At 58.7% G+C, this 15,112-nt stretch carries 19 protein-coding genes; 6 read left to right on the top strand and 13 right to left on the bottom strand.

All coding sequences use genetic code 11. The annotated features are described in order from the left end of the window. Positions 1-31: 31 nt before the first annotated feature. Positions 32-880 carry a transporter substrate-binding domain-containing protein gene (locus tag DTW90_RS03070; RefSeq protein ID WP_132518831.1) on the bottom strand — a complete coding sequence of 283 codons (849 nt, stop codon included), beginning with the start codon at positions 878-880 and terminating at the stop codon, positions 32-34. Between the two features lie 191 nt (positions 881-1,071). On the opposite strand from DTW90_RS03070, the gene DTW90_RS03075 reads away from it, so the two are divergent. Further along, positions 1,072-2,142 (top strand): D-TA family PLP-dependent enzyme, encoded by a 1,071-nt coding sequence (locus DTW90_RS03075; RefSeq protein WP_149336335.1) that lies wholly within the window; start codon positions 1,072-1,074, stop codon positions 2,140-2,142. A 36-nt stretch (positions 2,143-2,178) separates the two neighbouring features. On the opposite strand, the gene DTW90_RS03080 is transcribed toward DTW90_RS03075, so the two are convergent. After that, positions 2,179-2,379 carry a hypothetical protein gene (locus DTW90_RS03080; protein WP_132518827.1) on the bottom strand — a complete coding sequence of 67 codons (201 nt, stop codon included), beginning with the start codon at positions 2,377-2,379 and terminating at the stop codon, positions 2,179-2,181. Positions 2,380-2,828: 449 nt separating this feature from the next. Here DTW90_RS03080 and DTW90_RS03085 point away from each other — a divergent pair, with 449 nt between their 5' ends. Beyond that, positions 2,829-3,266, top strand: coding sequence for a universal stress protein (locus DTW90_RS03085; protein WP_132518825.1), 438 nt, complete (start codon positions 2,829-2,831; stop codon positions 3,264-3,266). Positions 3,267-3,298: 32 nt separating this feature from the next. On the opposite strand, the gene DTW90_RS03090 is transcribed toward DTW90_RS03085, so the two are convergent. Both DTW90_RS03090 and DTW90_RS03095 read right to left on the bottom strand, forming a co-directional pair. After that, on the bottom strand, positions 3,299-3,943 hold the full coding sequence (locus tag DTW90_RS03090) for a pyridoxal 5'-phosphate synthase (protein ID WP_149336337.1): 645 nt from the start codon (positions 3,941-3,943) through the stop codon (positions 3,299-3,301). A 10-nt stretch (positions 3,944-3,953) separates the two neighbouring features. Beyond that, on the bottom strand, positions 3,954-4,730 hold the full coding sequence (locus tag DTW90_RS03095; protein ID WP_149336339.1) for a methyltransferase domain-containing protein: 777 nt from the start codon (positions 4,728-4,730) through the stop codon (positions 3,954-3,956). 213 nt (positions 4,731-4,943) lie between these two features. Between DTW90_RS03095 and DTW90_RS03100 the strand changes: the two genes are divergently transcribed. After that, the gene (locus DTW90_RS03100; protein ID WP_149336341.1) at positions 4,944-5,837 is read left to right on the top strand and encodes a LysR family transcriptional regulator; all 894 of its coding nucleotides are present in this window, start codon (positions 4,944-4,946) and stop codon (positions 5,835-5,837) included. Between the two features lie 158 nt (positions 5,838-5,995). After that, positions 5,996-6,928 (top strand): cobalamin biosynthesis protein CobT, encoded by a 933-nt coding sequence (locus tag DTW90_RS03105; protein WP_149336343.1) that lies wholly within the window; start codon positions 5,996-5,998, stop codon positions 6,926-6,928. Between the two features lie 59 nt (positions 6,929-6,987). On the opposite strand, the gene DTW90_RS03110 is transcribed toward DTW90_RS03105, so the two are convergent. From DTW90_RS03110 to msrB, 4 genes are all read right to left on the bottom strand, one after another. Then, positions 6,988-7,374 carry a hypothetical protein gene (locus DTW90_RS03110; protein WP_149336345.1) on the bottom strand — a complete coding sequence of 129 codons (387 nt, stop codon included), beginning with the start codon at positions 7,372-7,374 and terminating at the stop codon, positions 6,988-6,990. A 471-nt stretch (positions 7,375-7,845) separates the two neighbouring features. After that, entirely contained in the window at positions 7,846-8,241 is a 396-nt protein-coding gene (locus DTW90_RS03115; protein ID WP_149336347.1) for a DUF6314 family protein, read from the bottom strand. A gap of 31 nt (positions 8,242-8,272) precedes the next feature. Further along, the gene (msrA, locus tag DTW90_RS03120; RefSeq protein WP_149336349.1) at positions 8,273-8,782 is read right to left on the bottom strand and encodes a peptide-methionine (S)-S-oxide reductase MsrA; all 510 of its coding nucleotides are present in this window, start codon (positions 8,780-8,782) and stop codon (positions 8,273-8,275) included. A 1-nt stretch (position 8,783) separates the two neighbouring features. Continuing rightward, entirely contained in the window at positions 8,784-9,230 is a 447-nt protein-coding gene (gene msrB / locus DTW90_RS03125; RefSeq protein WP_149336351.1) for a peptide-methionine (R)-S-oxide reductase MsrB, read from the bottom strand. Between the two features lie 278 nt (positions 9,231-9,508). Between msrB and DTW90_RS03130 the strand changes: the two genes are divergently transcribed. After that, a complete protein-coding gene (locus tag DTW90_RS03130) occupies positions 9,509-10,006 on the top strand; it encodes a GAF domain-containing protein (protein WP_149336353.1) in 498 nt (165 codons plus the stop codon). Positions 10,007-10,064: 58 nt separating this feature from the next. Here DTW90_RS03130 and DTW90_RS03135 read toward each other — a convergent pair whose 3' ends face one another. The 5 genes from DTW90_RS03135 to DTW90_RS03155 all read right to left on the bottom strand — a co-directional run bounded on the left by DTW90_RS03135 (position 10,065) and on the right by DTW90_RS03155 (position 14,564). Next, the gene (locus tag DTW90_RS03135) at positions 10,065-10,865 is read right to left on the bottom strand and encodes a DUF1444 family protein (RefSeq protein ID WP_149336355.1); all 801 of its coding nucleotides are present in this window, start codon (positions 10,863-10,865) and stop codon (positions 10,065-10,067) included. Positions 10,866-11,058: 193 nt separating this feature from the next. Then, positions 11,059-11,409, bottom strand: a complete 351-nt coding sequence (locus tag DTW90_RS03140; RefSeq protein WP_132518805.1) for a ribbon-helix-helix domain-containing protein — start codon at positions 11,407-11,409, stop codon at positions 11,059-11,061. 51 nt (positions 11,410-11,460) lie between these two features. After that, a complete protein-coding gene (locus tag DTW90_RS03145) occupies positions 11,461-12,024 on the bottom strand; it encodes a DJ-1/PfpI family protein (RefSeq protein WP_188079866.1) in 564 nt (187 codons plus the stop codon). A gap of 135 nt (positions 12,025-12,159) precedes the next feature. Beyond that, on the bottom strand, positions 12,160-13,548 hold the full coding sequence (locus DTW90_RS03150; RefSeq protein WP_149336357.1) for an MFS transporter: 1,389 nt from the start codon (positions 13,546-13,548) through the stop codon (positions 12,160-12,162). 191 nt (positions 13,549-13,739) lie between these two features. Next, entirely contained in the window at positions 13,740-14,564 is an 825-nt protein-coding gene (locus DTW90_RS03155; protein WP_132518801.1) for an aspartyl/asparaginyl beta-hydroxylase domain-containing protein, read from the bottom strand. 256 nt (positions 14,565-14,820) lie between these two features. Between DTW90_RS03155 and DTW90_RS38020 the strand changes: the two genes are divergently transcribed. After that, the gene (locus tag DTW90_RS38020; protein ID WP_281407552.1) at positions 14,821-14,946 is read left to right on the top strand and encodes a hypothetical protein; all 126 of its coding nucleotides are present in this window, start codon (positions 14,821-14,823) and stop codon (positions 14,944-14,946) included. Positions 14,947-15,112 lie beyond the last annotated feature (166 nt).

Raw genomic sequence — 15,112 nt, forward strand, 5'->3', positions numbered from 1 at the left:
ACCCCCTCGTCCCCGACGGCTTATGTTTGGCTTACTTGTACTCGACCGGGAAGCCGATCGGCGGCGGAGTGAGATCTTTGCCGAACCAGGTCTTGTAGGACTTGGCATAGAAGTCGAACTCGACGCCCGTCATCGCCTCGTGCAGGGCGGTGTTGACGAAGTTCAGCCAATCCTGATCGCCACGCTTGACGCCGCAGGCATAGGTTTGGGGATTCCAGCCGTAGCCGGCATCCTTATAGCGGCCCGGGTTCTGCGTCATGTACCAGGCCAGCGACGACTGGTCGGTTGCAACCGCATCGGCACGGCCGGATTCGAGCGCCTGGTAGATCAGGTCGACCGATTCATATTGGTCGACGGTCGCGCCCGGCAGGGCCGCATGCACCATGTCTTCGGCATAGACGTTCTGCAAGACGGCGATGGTCACGGACGAACCGGCAGCCTTCAGCGCGGCATAATCGGCATATTTGCTGTCAGCCTTCAGCATGAGGCCGACGCCTTCCCGGTAGTAGGGAATGGTGAAGGCGATCTGCTGGGCGCGCTCGCCGGTGACAGTCATGAACTGGCAGGTGATGTCGACCTTGTTGGTGGTGATGTTCGGGATACGCGCATCCGACGACTGGACGACATACTCGATCTTGTCGGGATCGCCGAACAGCGCCTTGGCGATAATGCGGCCCATGTCGATGTCGAAGCCCTGAAGCTTGTCGTCGGCGCTCTTGAAGTGCCACGGCGCATTGGTGCTGCCGGTGCCGAGGACGAGATGGCCGCGGGCCAGAACCTCGTCGAGCTTGCTGGTCGCCTGCTGGGCGAATGCGGGCATGGCGGAAAGAAGGAGTGCGGTTGCCAGCGAAAGCGCGCTGGCGCGGAGTGAATTGATCATGATGTTCCCCTAATGAACGGTCATTTTCAGATGTCCAGTATTTTGGACACGTGTCTGTTTTACTGGATTGACGTATTCAGAGCCAAGATGCATAAATTGTCAAGGGATGGCCGGGCAGGATTCTGCACAGGAGCGTGCAGCATTTTCTTCTGCCTGAAATTGCATCAAAATTTTTGGGAGTTCTCACGATCATGGCCGCAAAGACGCTTGAAACGCTGAACACACCGGCCGTCCTGGTCGATCTCGATATCGTCCACCGCAACATCGATCGCTTCCAGGCCTATGCCGACGCTCACGGGCTCAAGGTCCGCCCGCACATCAAGACGCACAAATTGCCGGCCATCGCGGAAATGCAGCTGAAAGCAGGCGCGATAGGCATCACCTGCCAAAAGGTGTCGGAAGCCGAGGCAATGATCGAGGGCAGCCCTCAGATCCGCGACGTGCTGATCACCTACAACATCCTCGGTGCGGAAAAGCTGGAGCACCTGGCAGCGCTCGCCCGGAAGGTGACGCTCAGCGTCGTTGCCGACAATGAAGTGATCATCGACGGCCTTTCCAGCACCTTTGCTTCGCAGCCCGCACCGCTTTCAGTCCTGGTGGAATGTAACACCGGCGCCGACCGCTGCGGCGTGGCGACCCCGGAAGCCGCAGCCGCGCTCGCACAGCGGATCGCCAAGGCACCCGGCCTCGTTTTCGGCGGCTTGATGACCTATCCGCCGGTCAATGGCGCGGCCGCCGTCGAGACCTTCATGTCCCGCGCCAAGGCGCTTATCGAAGCGGCGGGCATCGCGGTCCCTGTTATTACCTCGGGCGGAACGCCGTCGATGATGCATGCAGCCGATGCCCCGGTCACGACGGAATACCGGCCCGGCACCTATGTCTATAACGACCGTTCGCTGGTTGCCCGCGGAGTCTGCAGCTGGGACGATTGCGCGCTGACAGTGCTGGCGACCGTCGTTTCGGTGCCGGCGGCCAACCGCGCCATCATCGATGCCGGCTCGAAAACGCTGACCTCCGACCTCCTCGGACTTTCCGGCTATGGCCATGTGCTTGGCCGCGATGACATCGCCATCGACCAGCTTTCGGAGGAACACGGCCGCCTCGTGACAGAAGGCCCGATCAATCTGAAGGTCGGCGACAAGCTCCGCATCGTGCCGAACCACGCCTGCGTCGTAACCAACATGGTCGATGCCGTGACCGTACTCGAAAAGGGTGGGATTTCCGGCGTATGGCCAGTCGCCGCGCGAGGCCGAATCGTCTGATTGGCTGGTGATATCGACCGCACTGACAGCGCGCGGTCAGTGCGTCGTGACGGACCGTTTGGGCGACGCGAACTCCTTGGAGACCAGTTCGGCGATTGCGACCAGCGCCTCGTCGAGGGACCATCCGCGGCTCAGGGCATGGTCAATCATGTCGCCGAATTCGCCTTCAAGCGATGCTTCGCAGGCTTCAAGTCGTTCAGAGGAAACGACAATGCCGTCATCTGGATCAAATATCATCGCTCGCTCCTTGGGTTTCCAAGGCTAATTCACACCGCGGTGCGTTGTTCCAAAGATTTGAAGGCGGCCGGTTGTAGCAAGACATGTAATAATCCCAGGCCATCGCAAGCCGGTGGATATGCATGCAGCACCGATAGGAAGACCATACGCCGATCCCGGGCCATAGCAAGGCGTCTTTGTTGCGCAGCGACCTCGCTGAACCGTTGGACCTTCAATGGAATGACGTCCGGGATGTTACGTTTAATCTGCTCATGCCACGCTCTCAACCCTTTGAAAAACCATCGACTGATGCCGTCGAAGGCGCGTAGAGTATGGGTCGGGCCTCCAACGCATCATTTTGGCCTGCGGCGATTTAGGCGCTGGAGGCATGGCCGATTGACGGAGGTCAGGACGCGGCGCTACGGATGATAGATGAAGTCCATAGTTCAATCAGTGGAGATGGAATTCCCATGTACAACCGCATATTGCTCCCGACGGACGGGTCCGAACTCGCAGCCAAGGGCGTTGATCACGGTCTCGCTCTTGCCAAGGCTCTCAATATTCCGGCAACGATTCTGACGGTCATTGTCCCGCTCACCGGCTTTGCGCTTCAGGGTGTCGTGCAGGGCCAGGCGCTGGATAGTTATAATCAGGGCATTCAGACAGAATTGAAGGAACTGGAAGCGCTTGTCCGCGAGAAAGCGGCGAAGGCGGACGTTGCGATCGATTTCGTCACCGAAATCGACGTCTCCCCTGCCTCAGCCATTCTCGAGGCCGCGCTGACACGGAATTGCGGGCTGATTGTCATATCCTCGCACGGACGCCGCGGCGTCAGCCGGCTGCTGCTGGGCAGCCAGACATCAGAGGTTCTGGCGAATTCGACGATCCCGGTCCTCGTCGTCAGGTAGACGGCGCAATCGGCTTTGGCTGATATCGGCTCTCACGGCCAGAGCCGCTCCTGTATCCAACCTCCCCGGTCGCGGCGGTAGCGCAGCCGCTGGTGACGGCGCTCCTGGTTGCCCTGCCAGAACTCCACCTCATGTGGCATGACAACGAAGACCGCCCAGTTCGGTGCGATGAGATCGGGCTGATCCGCCAGACGAAGGCGCTGCTCCGCAAGCCCGGCATCGAGATCAGCATCCGATGAGAGCACGTCACTCTGCCGGTTCAGAAGCGCTGCGGCGCGTGATCCCGCCGGTCGCGCCAGAAAATCGACATCGCGCTCATGCGATGCCGTCTCGATCGCAACGCCGCGGATGCGAACCTGCCGGCCAAGCGGCGACCAATAGAAGGTGAGCGCGACATAGGGGCTGACCGCGATCTGCCAGCCCTTCGGACCGGCATTGGACGTGGCGAAGTGAAAGCCGCGTTCATCGAGATTCTTCAGGATCAGCACGCGGGCATCCGGCGAGCCCGTCTCGTCGACGGTCGACAGCGTCATTGCATGCGGCTCGCGGATGCCGGCTTCGATTGCCTCTCGAAGCCATGCGGAAAACAGGTCTTTCGGATCATCCGGCGCATCCTCCGCATTGAAGGACGGAAAGGAACCTGCAAGCGATTTGAGGGCGCGAAGCTCGTCCTTCATGACCGGCTCCTTACGGCCTGCCGATGATGAGGCGCAGCGATCCCTCGAAGAAAGGCTGGCTGCGCAAATGGCCGTAGCGCGCATCCCACGTTCCGTCCTTCAGGTCGCGCCCGAGCTCTTCGACGAAGCGATCGCCAACCGACTTGTCGACGAAACTCCATGCGGAGTTTGCAAGCCGCGCGCCGGGATCGAGCAGCCGCTCCGGCCGTCCGTAATACCCCTCCCCGAATCCATCGACGCAATGGAGCGGGATCGGAACCGCTTTGATCTCAACCGTGCCGCCCAGCATTTCCGCGATCGTCTTCATGGCGGGATAGCGCCGCGCCTCGACCTTGATCATTTCAGGCGCATAATCGTGCAGCCAGCTACGCTCCAGTTCGTCCGGGTCGCAACTGAGGATCAGCACCGGGCCGCGGGTGACGCGGCGCATCTCGCCGATGCCCGCTTTCAGGTCGGACCATTGATGCACGGTGAAGGTCGCCATACTGCCATCGAAGGCATCGTCCTCGAAGGGAAGCTTTTCCGCCGTCGCGTCGATCGCCCGAGGCAGATGCGACGGACGCTGCGCCCGCATCGAAGCCGAAGGCTCCACCGCCGTCAGATCCCGGTCGACCGGTTCATAGGAACCGGCACCGGCACCGACATTCAGCACCTTCTTTGCATCCCCGAGCGCCGCGCGGATAAATTCCGCGATATGCGGATCGGGCTGGCGGTATTTCGTGTAGTCGACGCCGATCACGCCGTAATTGGCATCGCCTGCACTGCCGTCATTGTGTCTGCTGGACATCTGGGTCTCCGTCATCGCACTGGCCGCAGCTTGCGGCTGAAAGGTTGGATACAGACATAGCTCCGCCGGGGCGAAAAACGAGAAGCTTCGTCGATCATTGTTCCCTCAAGGACATAGTCTGATTTTCGAGATCAAGAAACACCATGGCGGAAAGGAAGAAAACCGATATGATTGAACAAATATTGTTCGAAAAACTCACATGAGAGAATGGAGATGGCGCGCCGCCTACCCTCGCTCAATGCCCTGCGCGCCTTCGAGGCTGCCGGCCGTCATGGTCGCATGACGCTGGCGGCAGAAGAGCTGAACGTCACCCACAGCGCCGTCAGTCGCCAGATCCAGCATCTGGAAGAGGTGCTCGGCGTTCCGCTCTTCGAAGGACCGAAGAACAGGCAGCGCCTGACCGAGGCCGGCTCTGTCCTTCTGTCCGGCCTCAACGCCGCCTTTGACCAGATGGATATGTCGGTGCGCTCGGTGGCAGATACCGAGGAAGGCCCCCTGGATGTCTCCTGCCCCGGCACCTTCACCATGCGCTGGCTGATCCCCAGGCTCTATCGGTTTCAGGCGGAATATCCCAACATCGAGGTGCGCCTGACGGCCTCGCCGAAGCCGGTGGACTTTGCCCGCGACGGCTTCGATGTCGCAATCCGTGTCGGCACCGCACCCTGGCCCGAGGGCGCAGAAGTGATCGCGCTATTCCCGGAGCAGACCGGCCCGGTGCTCGCCCCATCGCTTGCCGAGACGGTCGCAACGCATTTCGCCGGCATGCCCGTGCTGCACACCCGCACCCGCCTTCGCGCCTGGGGCGACTGGCTGGCGCGATCAGGCATATCAGTCGAAGGCGGCGGGCGCGTCGAATATGAGCACTTCTATTTCATGCTGGAGGCAGCGGGCGCCGGGCTCGGCGTCTGCGTCGCCCCCTGGCCCTATGTGACCGACGACATCCGCTTCGGCCGCCTCATCGCGCCCATGGGCTTCCTCGAAAGCGGTCACGAATATGTAGCGCTGCGGCGGGCACGGCGAAACAGGAAATCGGTTCTGTTCTGTGAATGGCTGCAGAAGGAGGCGCAGACTTTTGCGCTGAGCCATCCGGCGCCGGGAGTGGAATAGTCGCTGCTGACAGGTCTGCGGCGTTTTGATTGGCAATTGCCGTGATGGATTCGACTAACCCTAAAAGAGCTCTTGTGATCTCGAGAATTAATACAACCACTGTTTGCGCAATCAACTTCGTGTAGATTGCCTCTCATTTCAAATGAATGGCGCAAAATATGATTCAGGTTTTTCGTGGCATCAAGTCGTTATTCACGGCACAGCAACCGCTTAAGACACCTCGACAAGACGAGAATGTGCCAAAGAGCTATCATGTCTTCACGAGAGAATTCGATGTCACTGTGCATGCATATGAGTTGGATTCGATCCTAGGTCGTCTACCTGCCAACCAAAAGACAGATCACGCGCAAGCATGGGACGAATTCTCTAGCGCACTGCAACATTGGAGAACAAAAGCTCATATAGCTTCCTTGGAAGCTTCGAGTGAAATCCGCGCAACTTTAAAGTCTGAAGAACTTCATGGTGTCGTCGTAACCATTCTGATTGACCAGTCAGGTTCAATGCGCGGTCAGAAAATGTTGATGGCCGCCGCGGCCTGCGATATCGCGCAGGACTTCTTGACCCAATTGGGAATTAGGACTGAAGTCCTTGGCTTTACCTCGGTCGGATGGAAGGGCGGACAATCACGCCAACTTTGGGAACGCAGGGGCGAACCTAAAGCGCCGGGCAGGCTCGCAGATACACTTCACATCATATACAAATCTGCCCAAAATCATCGGGCCGGAACCATGGGCGATTTACTCAAACCGATGCTCCGGCCGGATCTCCCGAAAGAGAATATCGATGGCGAGGCAATCGAATGGGCAGTATCCCGTCAGATGGAAATTACCGCCCAGAGACGCATCCTGATTGTTCTTTCGGATGGCGTCCCGGCTGATGACTCAACCCTCCTTGCCAATGATAAAGGTTTTCTCGTCCGGCACCTGAAAGAGGTCATTGCTCGAATAGAGCGGGAGCGCATTGTCGAGTTAATTGGGATCGGAATCGGATTTGACACATCCGCATTCTACAAGAATTTTGCTGCCATTTCAGACCCGAACGATCTTGGCTCAGTGCTTATCGAAACGATCGAGCACGCAATTCGGAAATAAGCCGCTCTTGCAGCCGACCTGATTGAAATTACGGCATAGCTGCGGAGCTTATCCAAGGCTCAGCCTTGGTAACGCTGGTAGTATTCTCGATCCGGCCAGTTTGCCTCGAAGGCCTCAAGCAGGGCGATATGCGATCGATCATGTTTGAACGACAAGCGACGATGTTCGATCAATTGAAGAAATTCAGGCCACCGCAATTCGTGTATCGCAAGTTCAATTAATTCCCTGGGTACGGCACCAGGTTCCGTGCCCCAGCAATCCACCTTGCCCAAGGTCAGGCTGACGCGCTGCAAGAAATCAGGTCTAAGCTCTTCGAATTCGCGTAGCAGATCAATAACGGCAAACATGGCAGCCTCCGCACGATCACAACCGAAGCCGGCGTTGAAGATTTGCCACGCGTTACCGACATAAATATCCAAGGGTTTCACTGCGTAATCGTGCTGCATTTCACGGCCTTATTCGCTGTAGAGAAACAACACCATCCGACGTGCCCTAACGAATCTGCGCTATGACCGCGGCCAGCCCTTTGTGGATGTTCTAGCAGCGGCGAGATCGTCTTAACCTTTTAGCATCAACCACATTAGAGCCCATACAGGCGATGAAGCAACTTCGAAGGCTTTCGCGCCTCAGCATCGCCCGCGGTCCATGCGGCCCCTGCTCACCATCTGCCATAAAAAGCCAGTCGACGAATTGCTCTGCCGTTACCGTTCCGCGCTCGGGAATAAAATCGGTAACATATAGGTACCCATCATCTTGCAAGCTGCCACAGTAGCCATGACCTACGCAGACAGCCCACAAAAGCCGGTCAAAATCTGATTTTTTTGGCATATTAAAACCCGGCGACCGGGTCGAAATGGACACATCTTGATCAAGCATGCAGATGGCTTGCCCGTCAATAGCGAGCGCCGCTTCCCCACTCACACCCGCCGATAAACCGCAACACTGCGATAATTCTTCCGCGGCCCCCGCACCTGCCAGATCTCGCCCCATTCGTCGCTGTTGCGAAAGATCAGCCGCCCGGAATAAGCATCTGCGCCACACTGATGGAACAGCGCCTGCGAGGCGTCCTCGCCGATGCGGATGAATTCGCGACGGTCAGGGAAATCGACGACCACGCGGTCGTCTTCGATGCGCAGGAGATAGGAGCGGCTGCTTTGCAGCACCATGGCGCCGTAGCGCGTATCTCCCTCTTCTCGAAAGCCGTCCGCGCCGATCTCGGCGCGGCCGGAAAAGGACACTCGGGAGCGCGTGAGGCGGTCGAAGACCGTCCGCCTTACCTCCCATATGCCCTTGAAGCTGTCGAGGCCGGACATCGTCAAAGCCCCGCAGCCGGCATTGAATGCATCAGGCTGCGCTCGAACGCTTCGGCAGCTTCCAGCCCGGTCGAGCGAAATGGCAAGTATAGCCGTTCGGGATGCGCTCCAGATAATCCTGGTGCTCCGGCTCGGCTTCCCAGAAATCGCTGACCGGCGTCACTTCCGTCACCACCTTGCCCGGCCAGAGACCGGAGGCGTTGACATCGGCGATCGTGTCTTCAGCGACGCGCTTCTGCTCTTCATTGGTATAGAAGATCGCGGAGCGATAGCTGGCGCCGCGGTCGTTGCCCTGACGGTTCAGCGTGGACGGATCATGGATCTGGAAGAAGAATTCCAGGAGATCGCGATAGCTGGTCTGGGCCGGATCAAAGATGATCTCGATCGCTTCGGCATGGTTCCCGTGGTTGCGATAGGTCGCATTCGCGACCTCGCCCCCCGAATAGCCGACGCGGGTCGAAACGACGCCGGGGAAACGGCGGATGAGGTCCTGCATGCCCCAAAAGCAACCGCCGGCGAGTACTGCACGTTCCGTTGTCATATCAGATATCCTCCACCTGGTTGATGTAGTCTCCATAGCCTTCCGCTTCCATCTTGTCCTTGGGGACGAAGCGAAGCGAGGCCGAATTGATGCAATAGCGCAAGCCACCGCGATCCTCGGGACCGTCGGGGAAGACGTGGCCGAGGTGACTGTCACCATGCTTGGAGCGTACTTCGACGCGCACCATGCCATGCGTCCGGTCGGCCAGCTCGGCAACATTGGCAGGCTCGATCGGCTTGGTGAAGCTCGGCCAACCGCAATGGGAATCATACTTGTCGGCAGAGGCGAAAAGAGGCTCGCCTGAAACGATGTCGACATAGATGCCCGCAGCTTTGTTGTTGAGCAACGTGCCGGTGCCCGGGCGCTCCGTGCCGCTCTCCTGCGTCACGCGGTATTGCTCCGGAGTAAGCTTGGCAATGGCATCAGCAGTCTTGCTGTAAGTCGGCATTCCTGTTCTCCTTTTGGCGACCATTCCAGCAATCGGAAACCTTGGCAACCATGATCGGCGCGCTGAAGTGAACGGCAACGATCGGTCGGATTGAAAGGTCTGGGCGAATGCCGGATTGGCGGATCGGCAGAGATATAGGCATTGTTCGCTTGATCTTCCAGAAGCAGCACACCACCTTCACCCCTGTCAGCAAGTAATACGCAGCCGAAGGTGGTTTCGTTACACGCAACCCGGTGCTAGAGATCGCCGGATATTCCAGACATGAGAACGGCAGACAGATGTTCGAGACCAAGCAGATAGACCAGGGCAACAAGAAAGAATTCTACCGCGAGCTTGCGAGCCAATTGAAGGCGCTGCTCGAAGGCGAAACCGACGCGACCGCCAATGCGGCCAACACCTCTGCCCTGATGTTTCAGATGATGCCTGACCTCAACTGGGCCGGCTTCTATTTCCTGCGCTCGGAAAACGAACTCGTCCTCGGCCCCTTCCAGGGCAAGCCCGCCTGCGTGCGCATCGCCGTCGGTCGCGGTGTCTGCGGAACGGCGGTCGAGCGCGGCCATTCGATCCTGGTCGAAGACGTCCACGCCTTTCCCGGCCACATCGCCTGCGACGCCGCATCGCGCTCTGAACTGGTCGTGCCGTTGCATCATGGCGACCGCGTGCTTGGCGTTATCGACCTGGACGCACCGATTCCATCCAGATTCGACGCAGAAGATCAGGCAGGCATCGAGGCGCTGGCAGAGATCTTTGTAGCGGCTAGCTATGTGGAGAAATGAGCGCTTTTTTTGCGCAGTGGAATGGGCTCAAAAGCCACAGGATAAGCCACGTTGTCCCTCAGCGGCCGTGATCGCTGATCTGATCGGCTGACATGAGGCTTACACCCCTTTCGGAGAAAACAAAAAGTTCGTCCGTCAGAGGATAAGCCTCATTTTCTGCATCTCGCCTGATTTTCGCGGCGAAAGCTTGGCGTCCTGAGAAATCTGGCGTCCATGCTACCAGAAAGTCGCGGTTCGGAATACCAACGAAAATGCGCTCCGCCCCCAGGGAAGCGCGCAATGTCTCCATGAATTGAGGAAGAAGAAGCCTGACAGCGCTATAGGAATCTTCCGCCGCGACCACCACGAAGGCGCCTTCTTCTCCACTTCTCGGCTCGAACGCATCTAGCTTGCAATGGGCTTCCAGATTAGCAATTGCCTGGGCCTCTACAGTTTCCTGCCTCACATCCCAAGCGGCTAAGACCTGGTTTTGCAGCAACTCATAACCTCCGTCTTCATCCAGCGCACAGGCAACGCCGAGGCCAGAAAAGAAAGGACGAAACAGCAGGTTAGGTGCGGATTCACGAAATTCTCCGGGAATAATCTGAGGCAAGAGTCGCGTTTTTGCCGTCGCATACGACAGGTCCTCGGTCGAGCCACCGCCTTGCTTGCCCGACATAATATTTTCGAAGAAATCAACGGTGGCTTTTTCTGCCTCGTCATCGGGCGCGTTACGAACAATTAACAATATGTTGTTCAAGGAGATTTTCATATTCCCGATAACGACCGCCAACGGGTCGTCGGTCGAAATAATCGGCCAATCGGGATGATGACGCTGCAAAATCGCAACGATGTCCTGTTTGACGAATTTGCGCTGCAAGCCGTATGTCCTCACTATTCTGTCGCTCGATGTTATGGCGACAGAACTCAAAAATGATCAAGCACATCTCGATGTGCGTTGATCATTTTTATCGACCGCACCCGACGGCCGGCACTAAACATATTGCGTTAATTCGATTATTGGATCGGCTTGCCACCGTCTTCCTCGAGGCAACGAAGATAGGTCTGCACGCTCAGTGATACTTCTCCCGCTCGCGCCCGAGAATGTCACGCGCGTTGAGCCCGGCGATCGGCCGCGACAGATCCGATGGAACGTCGCCGGAAAGCTGCAGGTCGAGATAGCGGGCGCAGCAAACCCTCAGGAACGAGGTGAAATTGCCGAGGTCGTGGCCGGCGTCGATTGATTCATGATGCAGTTTGGTGATGAGTTGGACGACGTTCATGCCATCGCGCTGGGCAATCTCCTCCAGCTTCGCCCAGAAGAAATTTTCAAGACGGACGCTGGTCACCATTCCGTCGATGCGCAGTGATCGCGTCGCGCTTTCCCAAAGCCGTGCATCCGCTTTGATGAACAATTCGCACATATTATTCCTCCGGTGCCGCCCTCCCCGGCGGCACCGTCGTTATAGCAAAAGCTAGCGTGCAAGCACAGCCATGAACTGCTTCAGCCATGCCGGATGCGCGGGCCAGGCGGGTGCGGTCACCAGATTGCCGTCCGTGACCGCATCGTTGATGGCGATCTCCGCATACTTGCCGCCGGCCAGTTCCACTTCCGGCTGGCACGCCGGATAGGCCGAGCAAGTGCGCCCCTCGAGCACCTTCGCAGCCGCCAGCAACTGCGCGCCGTGGCAGATGGCGGCGACAGGCTTGCGGGCATCGAAGAAGTGGCGCACTGCCTTGATGACGTCAGGATTCAGCCGCAGATATTCCGGCGCACGGCCGCCCGGAATGACAAGAGCGTCGTACTCCTCGGCGCGGACGCTCTCGAACGTGGCATTCAGCGCGAAATTGTGCCCGCGCTTCTCGGAATAAGTCTGGTCGCCCTCGAAATCGTGGATGGCGGTTGCGACCGTATCTCCGGACTTCTTGCCCGGGCAGACGGCGTGAACCGTATGGCCGCAAGCCTGCAGCGTTTGAAACGGCACCATCGTTTCATAGTCCTCGGTGAAGTCACCGGTGATCATCAAAATCTTCGACATCGTGTTCCTCCCTTGAAACCAATGCAGCGACTGTAGCGCAGCCCTGACACGGGAGGGTACTAACGGAATACTACAAAGGGGATTTCGGGCGGAGCGCCAGCCGCGGGACGTAATACGCCCCGCGGCTTACCGGCCTCACGCCTTCTGCGCACCCTCCGCCTTGTGTGCATGCATACCCACGGCCGCAAGCACCGCGCCGAAGAGAACCAACACGACCGAGATCATGGCGGAAAGCCTGAGACCGGAGACGATCTGGTCGCCGCCGGCAAGCGCGCCAAACAGGGCGACGCCGATGGCGCCGGCTGCCTGACGCGCGGTGTTGAGCACGGCCGACGCCACACCCGACGACTGCCGCTCGACGCTGCCGAGGATGGCCGTCGTCATGGCGGGTACGCCCAGCCCCATGCCGCCCGGAATGAGGATGAACGGCGCCAGCATGGCCAGATAGTTACTGTGCTCGTTGAGCGTCGCCAGCAGCGCAAAGCCGATGGCGCCGATCAGGCCACCAATCACCATGGGCGGACGTGAACCCCAGCGCGCCACGACGGCGCCGCTGATCATGTTGCTGATGATGAAGCCTCCGGTCAGCGGCAGGAAGGCGAGTCCGCTGATCGCCGGCGACCATCCCTTGACCTGCTGCAGATAGAGGCTGAGCACGAAGATGACGCCGTAATAGGTCATGTTCGCGACGATGCCGAAGAGAGTGGCAGGCGTGAAATTCGGCCGGCTGAAGAATTCCAGGGGCAACATCGGCGCCTTCGAGCGATGCTCGACCATGATGAAGCCGATACCTGACAGAACGGCCATCGCGAAGCCGCCGAGGACCAGCGGATGGGTGAGCCCAAGGGGTCGCGCCTCGATGACGGCGCCGACGAGGCCGGTAAGCGCGAGAATGGCAAGGACCTGCCCGACAGGGTCGAGGCTTCGCTGCCTCTCCGGCACTTCCGCCTTCGGTGTGACCTTCATCGTCAGGATCATCGCAAAGGCGCAGATCGGCAGGTTGACGAGGAAGATGGTCCGCCAGCCGAACCAGCCAAGCAACAACCCGCCGACGATCGGTCCCGCCGCGATGGACACGCCGCCCGCGGCCGTCCAGAGGCCGACCATGCGGGCTCTGAGCGCCCGGTCATGACCGCTCGCATGATTGAGGATGGAGAGCGAACTCGGCACCAGCAGTGCAGCGCCTATGCCTTGCAGCGCGCGCGCTATGATCAGCGTTGTCGCATCGGTCGAGAGGCCGCAGCCGAGCGAGGCAAGCGCGAAAACCCAGAAGCCGGCGAGATAGGCCCGGCGGGAGCCGAAGTGGTCACCGACGACGCCGGCGGTCAGGAGCAGTACGGCAAAGACCAGCGAATAGGCATCCACGACCCATTGCAACTCGGAAATGCCGGCCCCGAGGCTTCGGGCAATGGCAGGCAGGGCGACGTTGACGATTGTCACGTCGAGCTGCACGACGACGAAGCCAAAACTGGCGGCAGTAACCACGCTGGCAACGGAATGGTCTTTGAAGGATTTATCTATCATTTTGAATCTCCCGAATGCCTCAAGCCTATTGCAACGGAACGCGACAATGCTTCGGTGGCGACCGAACTGTTGCGAGGCTTACGGGACTTCAGGACAAGGTAATTTGCTGGATGGGAACGGCAAGAGCATCTCGATCGATGCTCTCACCCCTTGTCATCGGCCGAGCAACCGGCCGTCGGTGCGCACGCTGCTCAATCAGCCTTCGGCCGATTGCGCAGGGCTTCCGCCTGTGCATAGAACTTCTTTTCCCATTCCTTGTGATTGTCGAGCCCCTCACGGATGAAGGGCGTGAAGATCGCAAGGTTCATGAGAATCCAGTTGACGAAGGTCGCCGGAAAGCGCGTGGGCTTGAGGAAGTCCACGAAGAGGACAACGCGGGTCTTGTCCGAGTGGTTCCAGGCTTCATGCTCGTAGGCATCGTCGAAAATCAGGACCTTGCCTTCCTGCCAATGGCAGATCTGCTGGTCGACGCGAATGGCAAGCTTCTCGTTCGGTTCGGGAACGATAAGGCCAAGGTGAAGGCGGAGCACGCCGTTATAGGGCCCGCGATGGGCCGGCAGGTGCTTGCCCGGCTCGAAGATCGAAAACATCGCGGTCTTGAGGCCAGGGATCTTCTGGACGATGCGCCAGGTCTCCGGGCACGCCTTGATGTTCTGCTCCGACTTGATGCCAAAACCGAGCAGGAAGAAGGTCTTCCAGCGATTGTCGGTGGAAATGGTCTTCACGTCGGTGGAAATGTCCTGGAAGGTCGGCAGCTCGCTCTGACGCAGCAGAACCTTGTCGAGTTCCGCGCGGATCGCCGGCCATTCCTTTTCGATGTCAGCGGCCCAGGGGAAGGTCGCGTTGTCATAGACCGGCGGATTGCCGAGCTTGGCATGTTTCAGATTGAGGCTTTCTGCCCAGGCGACGATGCCCATGAAGAAGCGCGTCATAGCGCTCGGGCGATCCATCGGTGCGATGCCGCTGGTGCCGAAAGTTTGCTGGGGATCGTTATTTGTGGGAGCTGGAATGGTCACGAATGCACTCCGTCACTGTCTTTTAATTTGTGGGGTCATGAAAGTATGGAAGCCTTTGAAGCGCAACGACATCGAAACTTGGGATCCAGCCGGGGGGCTTATCGTGCCGAAGCTCTATTCTGCATGTTATACAACTGTCACAATATTAGAAAAGCCACTTTAGATGGCCGCGCGACGAAGGCCAAAAAATGGCAAGCGCCGCATATCATGACAAATTGTGCCGAACAGAAATAGAGACTTACGCAAGGAGTCTCCAGTGCCGAATACTAAAAAGATAACCTTGGCACTCAACTTGACCGGCCACTGTTGCCGCATCAACGCCAGACATGGCAAGTTGCGCGATTTCGGCGTTTCTGCGGTCCAGGCGCTCAAGAAGAATTGAAATCACGCCGCGGTGCATCGCGGGTGTCGCGGCAAAGGTAGCTGTCCCGACCCGGCGAAAAGATTGACCTTCAGCCGACCGCCACCACGATCGAAAGAAGTGCGCCCATCGATCGAACTGCCCTACGGCAAATTCTCTCCCGGGCGCACTCGATTTTCCCTCCGGA

Origin of the sequence: Neorhizobium sp. P12A (assembly GCF_008365395.1) — a bacterium.
In the GTDB taxonomy this organism is placed as follows: Bacteria; Pseudomonadota; Alphaproteobacteria; order Rhizobiales; family Rhizobiaceae; genus Rhizobium.

Coding starts and splice junctions, on each gene's coding strand:
- DTW90_RS03130 (WP_149336353.1), top strand. CDS start 9,509: ATGTTCGAGACCAAGCAGATAGACCAGGGCAACAAGAAAGAATTCTAC.
- DTW90_RS03090 (WP_149336337.1), bottom strand. CDS start 3,943: ATGAAGGACGAGCTTCGCGCCCTCAAATCGCTTGCAGGTTCCTTTCCG.
- msrB (WP_149336351.1), bottom strand. CDS start 9,230: ATGCCGACTTACAGCAAGACTGCTGATGCCATTGCCAAGCTTACTCCG.
- DTW90_RS03150 (WP_149336357.1), bottom strand. CDS start 13,548: ATGATAGATAAATCCTTCAAAGACCATTCCGTTGCCAGCGTGGTTACT.
- DTW90_RS03140 (WP_132518805.1), bottom strand. CDS start 11,409: ATGTGCGAATTGTTCATCAAAGCGGATGCACGGCTTTGGGAAAGCGCG.
- DTW90_RS03100 (WP_149336341.1), top strand. CDS start 4,944: ATGGCGCGCCGCCTACCCTCGCTCAATGCCCTGCGCGCCTTCGAGGCT.
- DTW90_RS03105 (WP_149336343.1), top strand. CDS start 5,996: ATGATTCAGGTTTTTCGTGGCATCAAGTCGTTATTCACGGCACAGCAA.
- DTW90_RS03085 (WP_132518825.1), top strand. CDS start 2,829: ATGTACAACCGCATATTGCTCCCGACGGACGGGTCCGAACTCGCAGCC.
- DTW90_RS03095 (WP_149336339.1), bottom strand. CDS start 4,730: ATGTCCAGCAGACACAATGACGGCAGTGCAGGCGATGCCAATTACGGC.
- DTW90_RS03145 (WP_188079866.1), bottom strand. CDS start 12,024: ATGTCGAAGATTTTGATGATCACCGGTGACTTCACCGAGGACTATGAA.
- DTW90_RS03110 (WP_149336345.1), bottom strand. CDS start 7,374: ATGCAGCACGATTACGCAGTGAAACCCTTGGATATTTATGTCGGTAAC.
- DTW90_RS03080 (WP_132518827.1), bottom strand. CDS start 2,379: ATGATATTTGATCCAGATGACGGCATTGTCGTTTCCTCTGAACGACTT.
- DTW90_RS03115 (WP_149336347.1), bottom strand. CDS start 8,241: ATGTCCGGCCTCGACAGCTTCAAGGGCATATGGGAGGTAAGGCGGACG.
- DTW90_RS03070 (WP_132518831.1), bottom strand. CDS start 880: ATGATCAATTCACTCCGCGCCAGCGCGCTTTCGCTGGCAACCGCACTC.
- DTW90_RS03075 (WP_149336335.1), top strand. CDS start 1,072: ATGGCCGCAAAGACGCTTGAAACGCTGAACACACCGGCCGTCCTGGTC.
- msrA (WP_149336349.1), bottom strand. CDS start 8,782: ATGACAACGGAACGTGCAGTACTCGCCGGCGGTTGCTTTTGGGGCATG.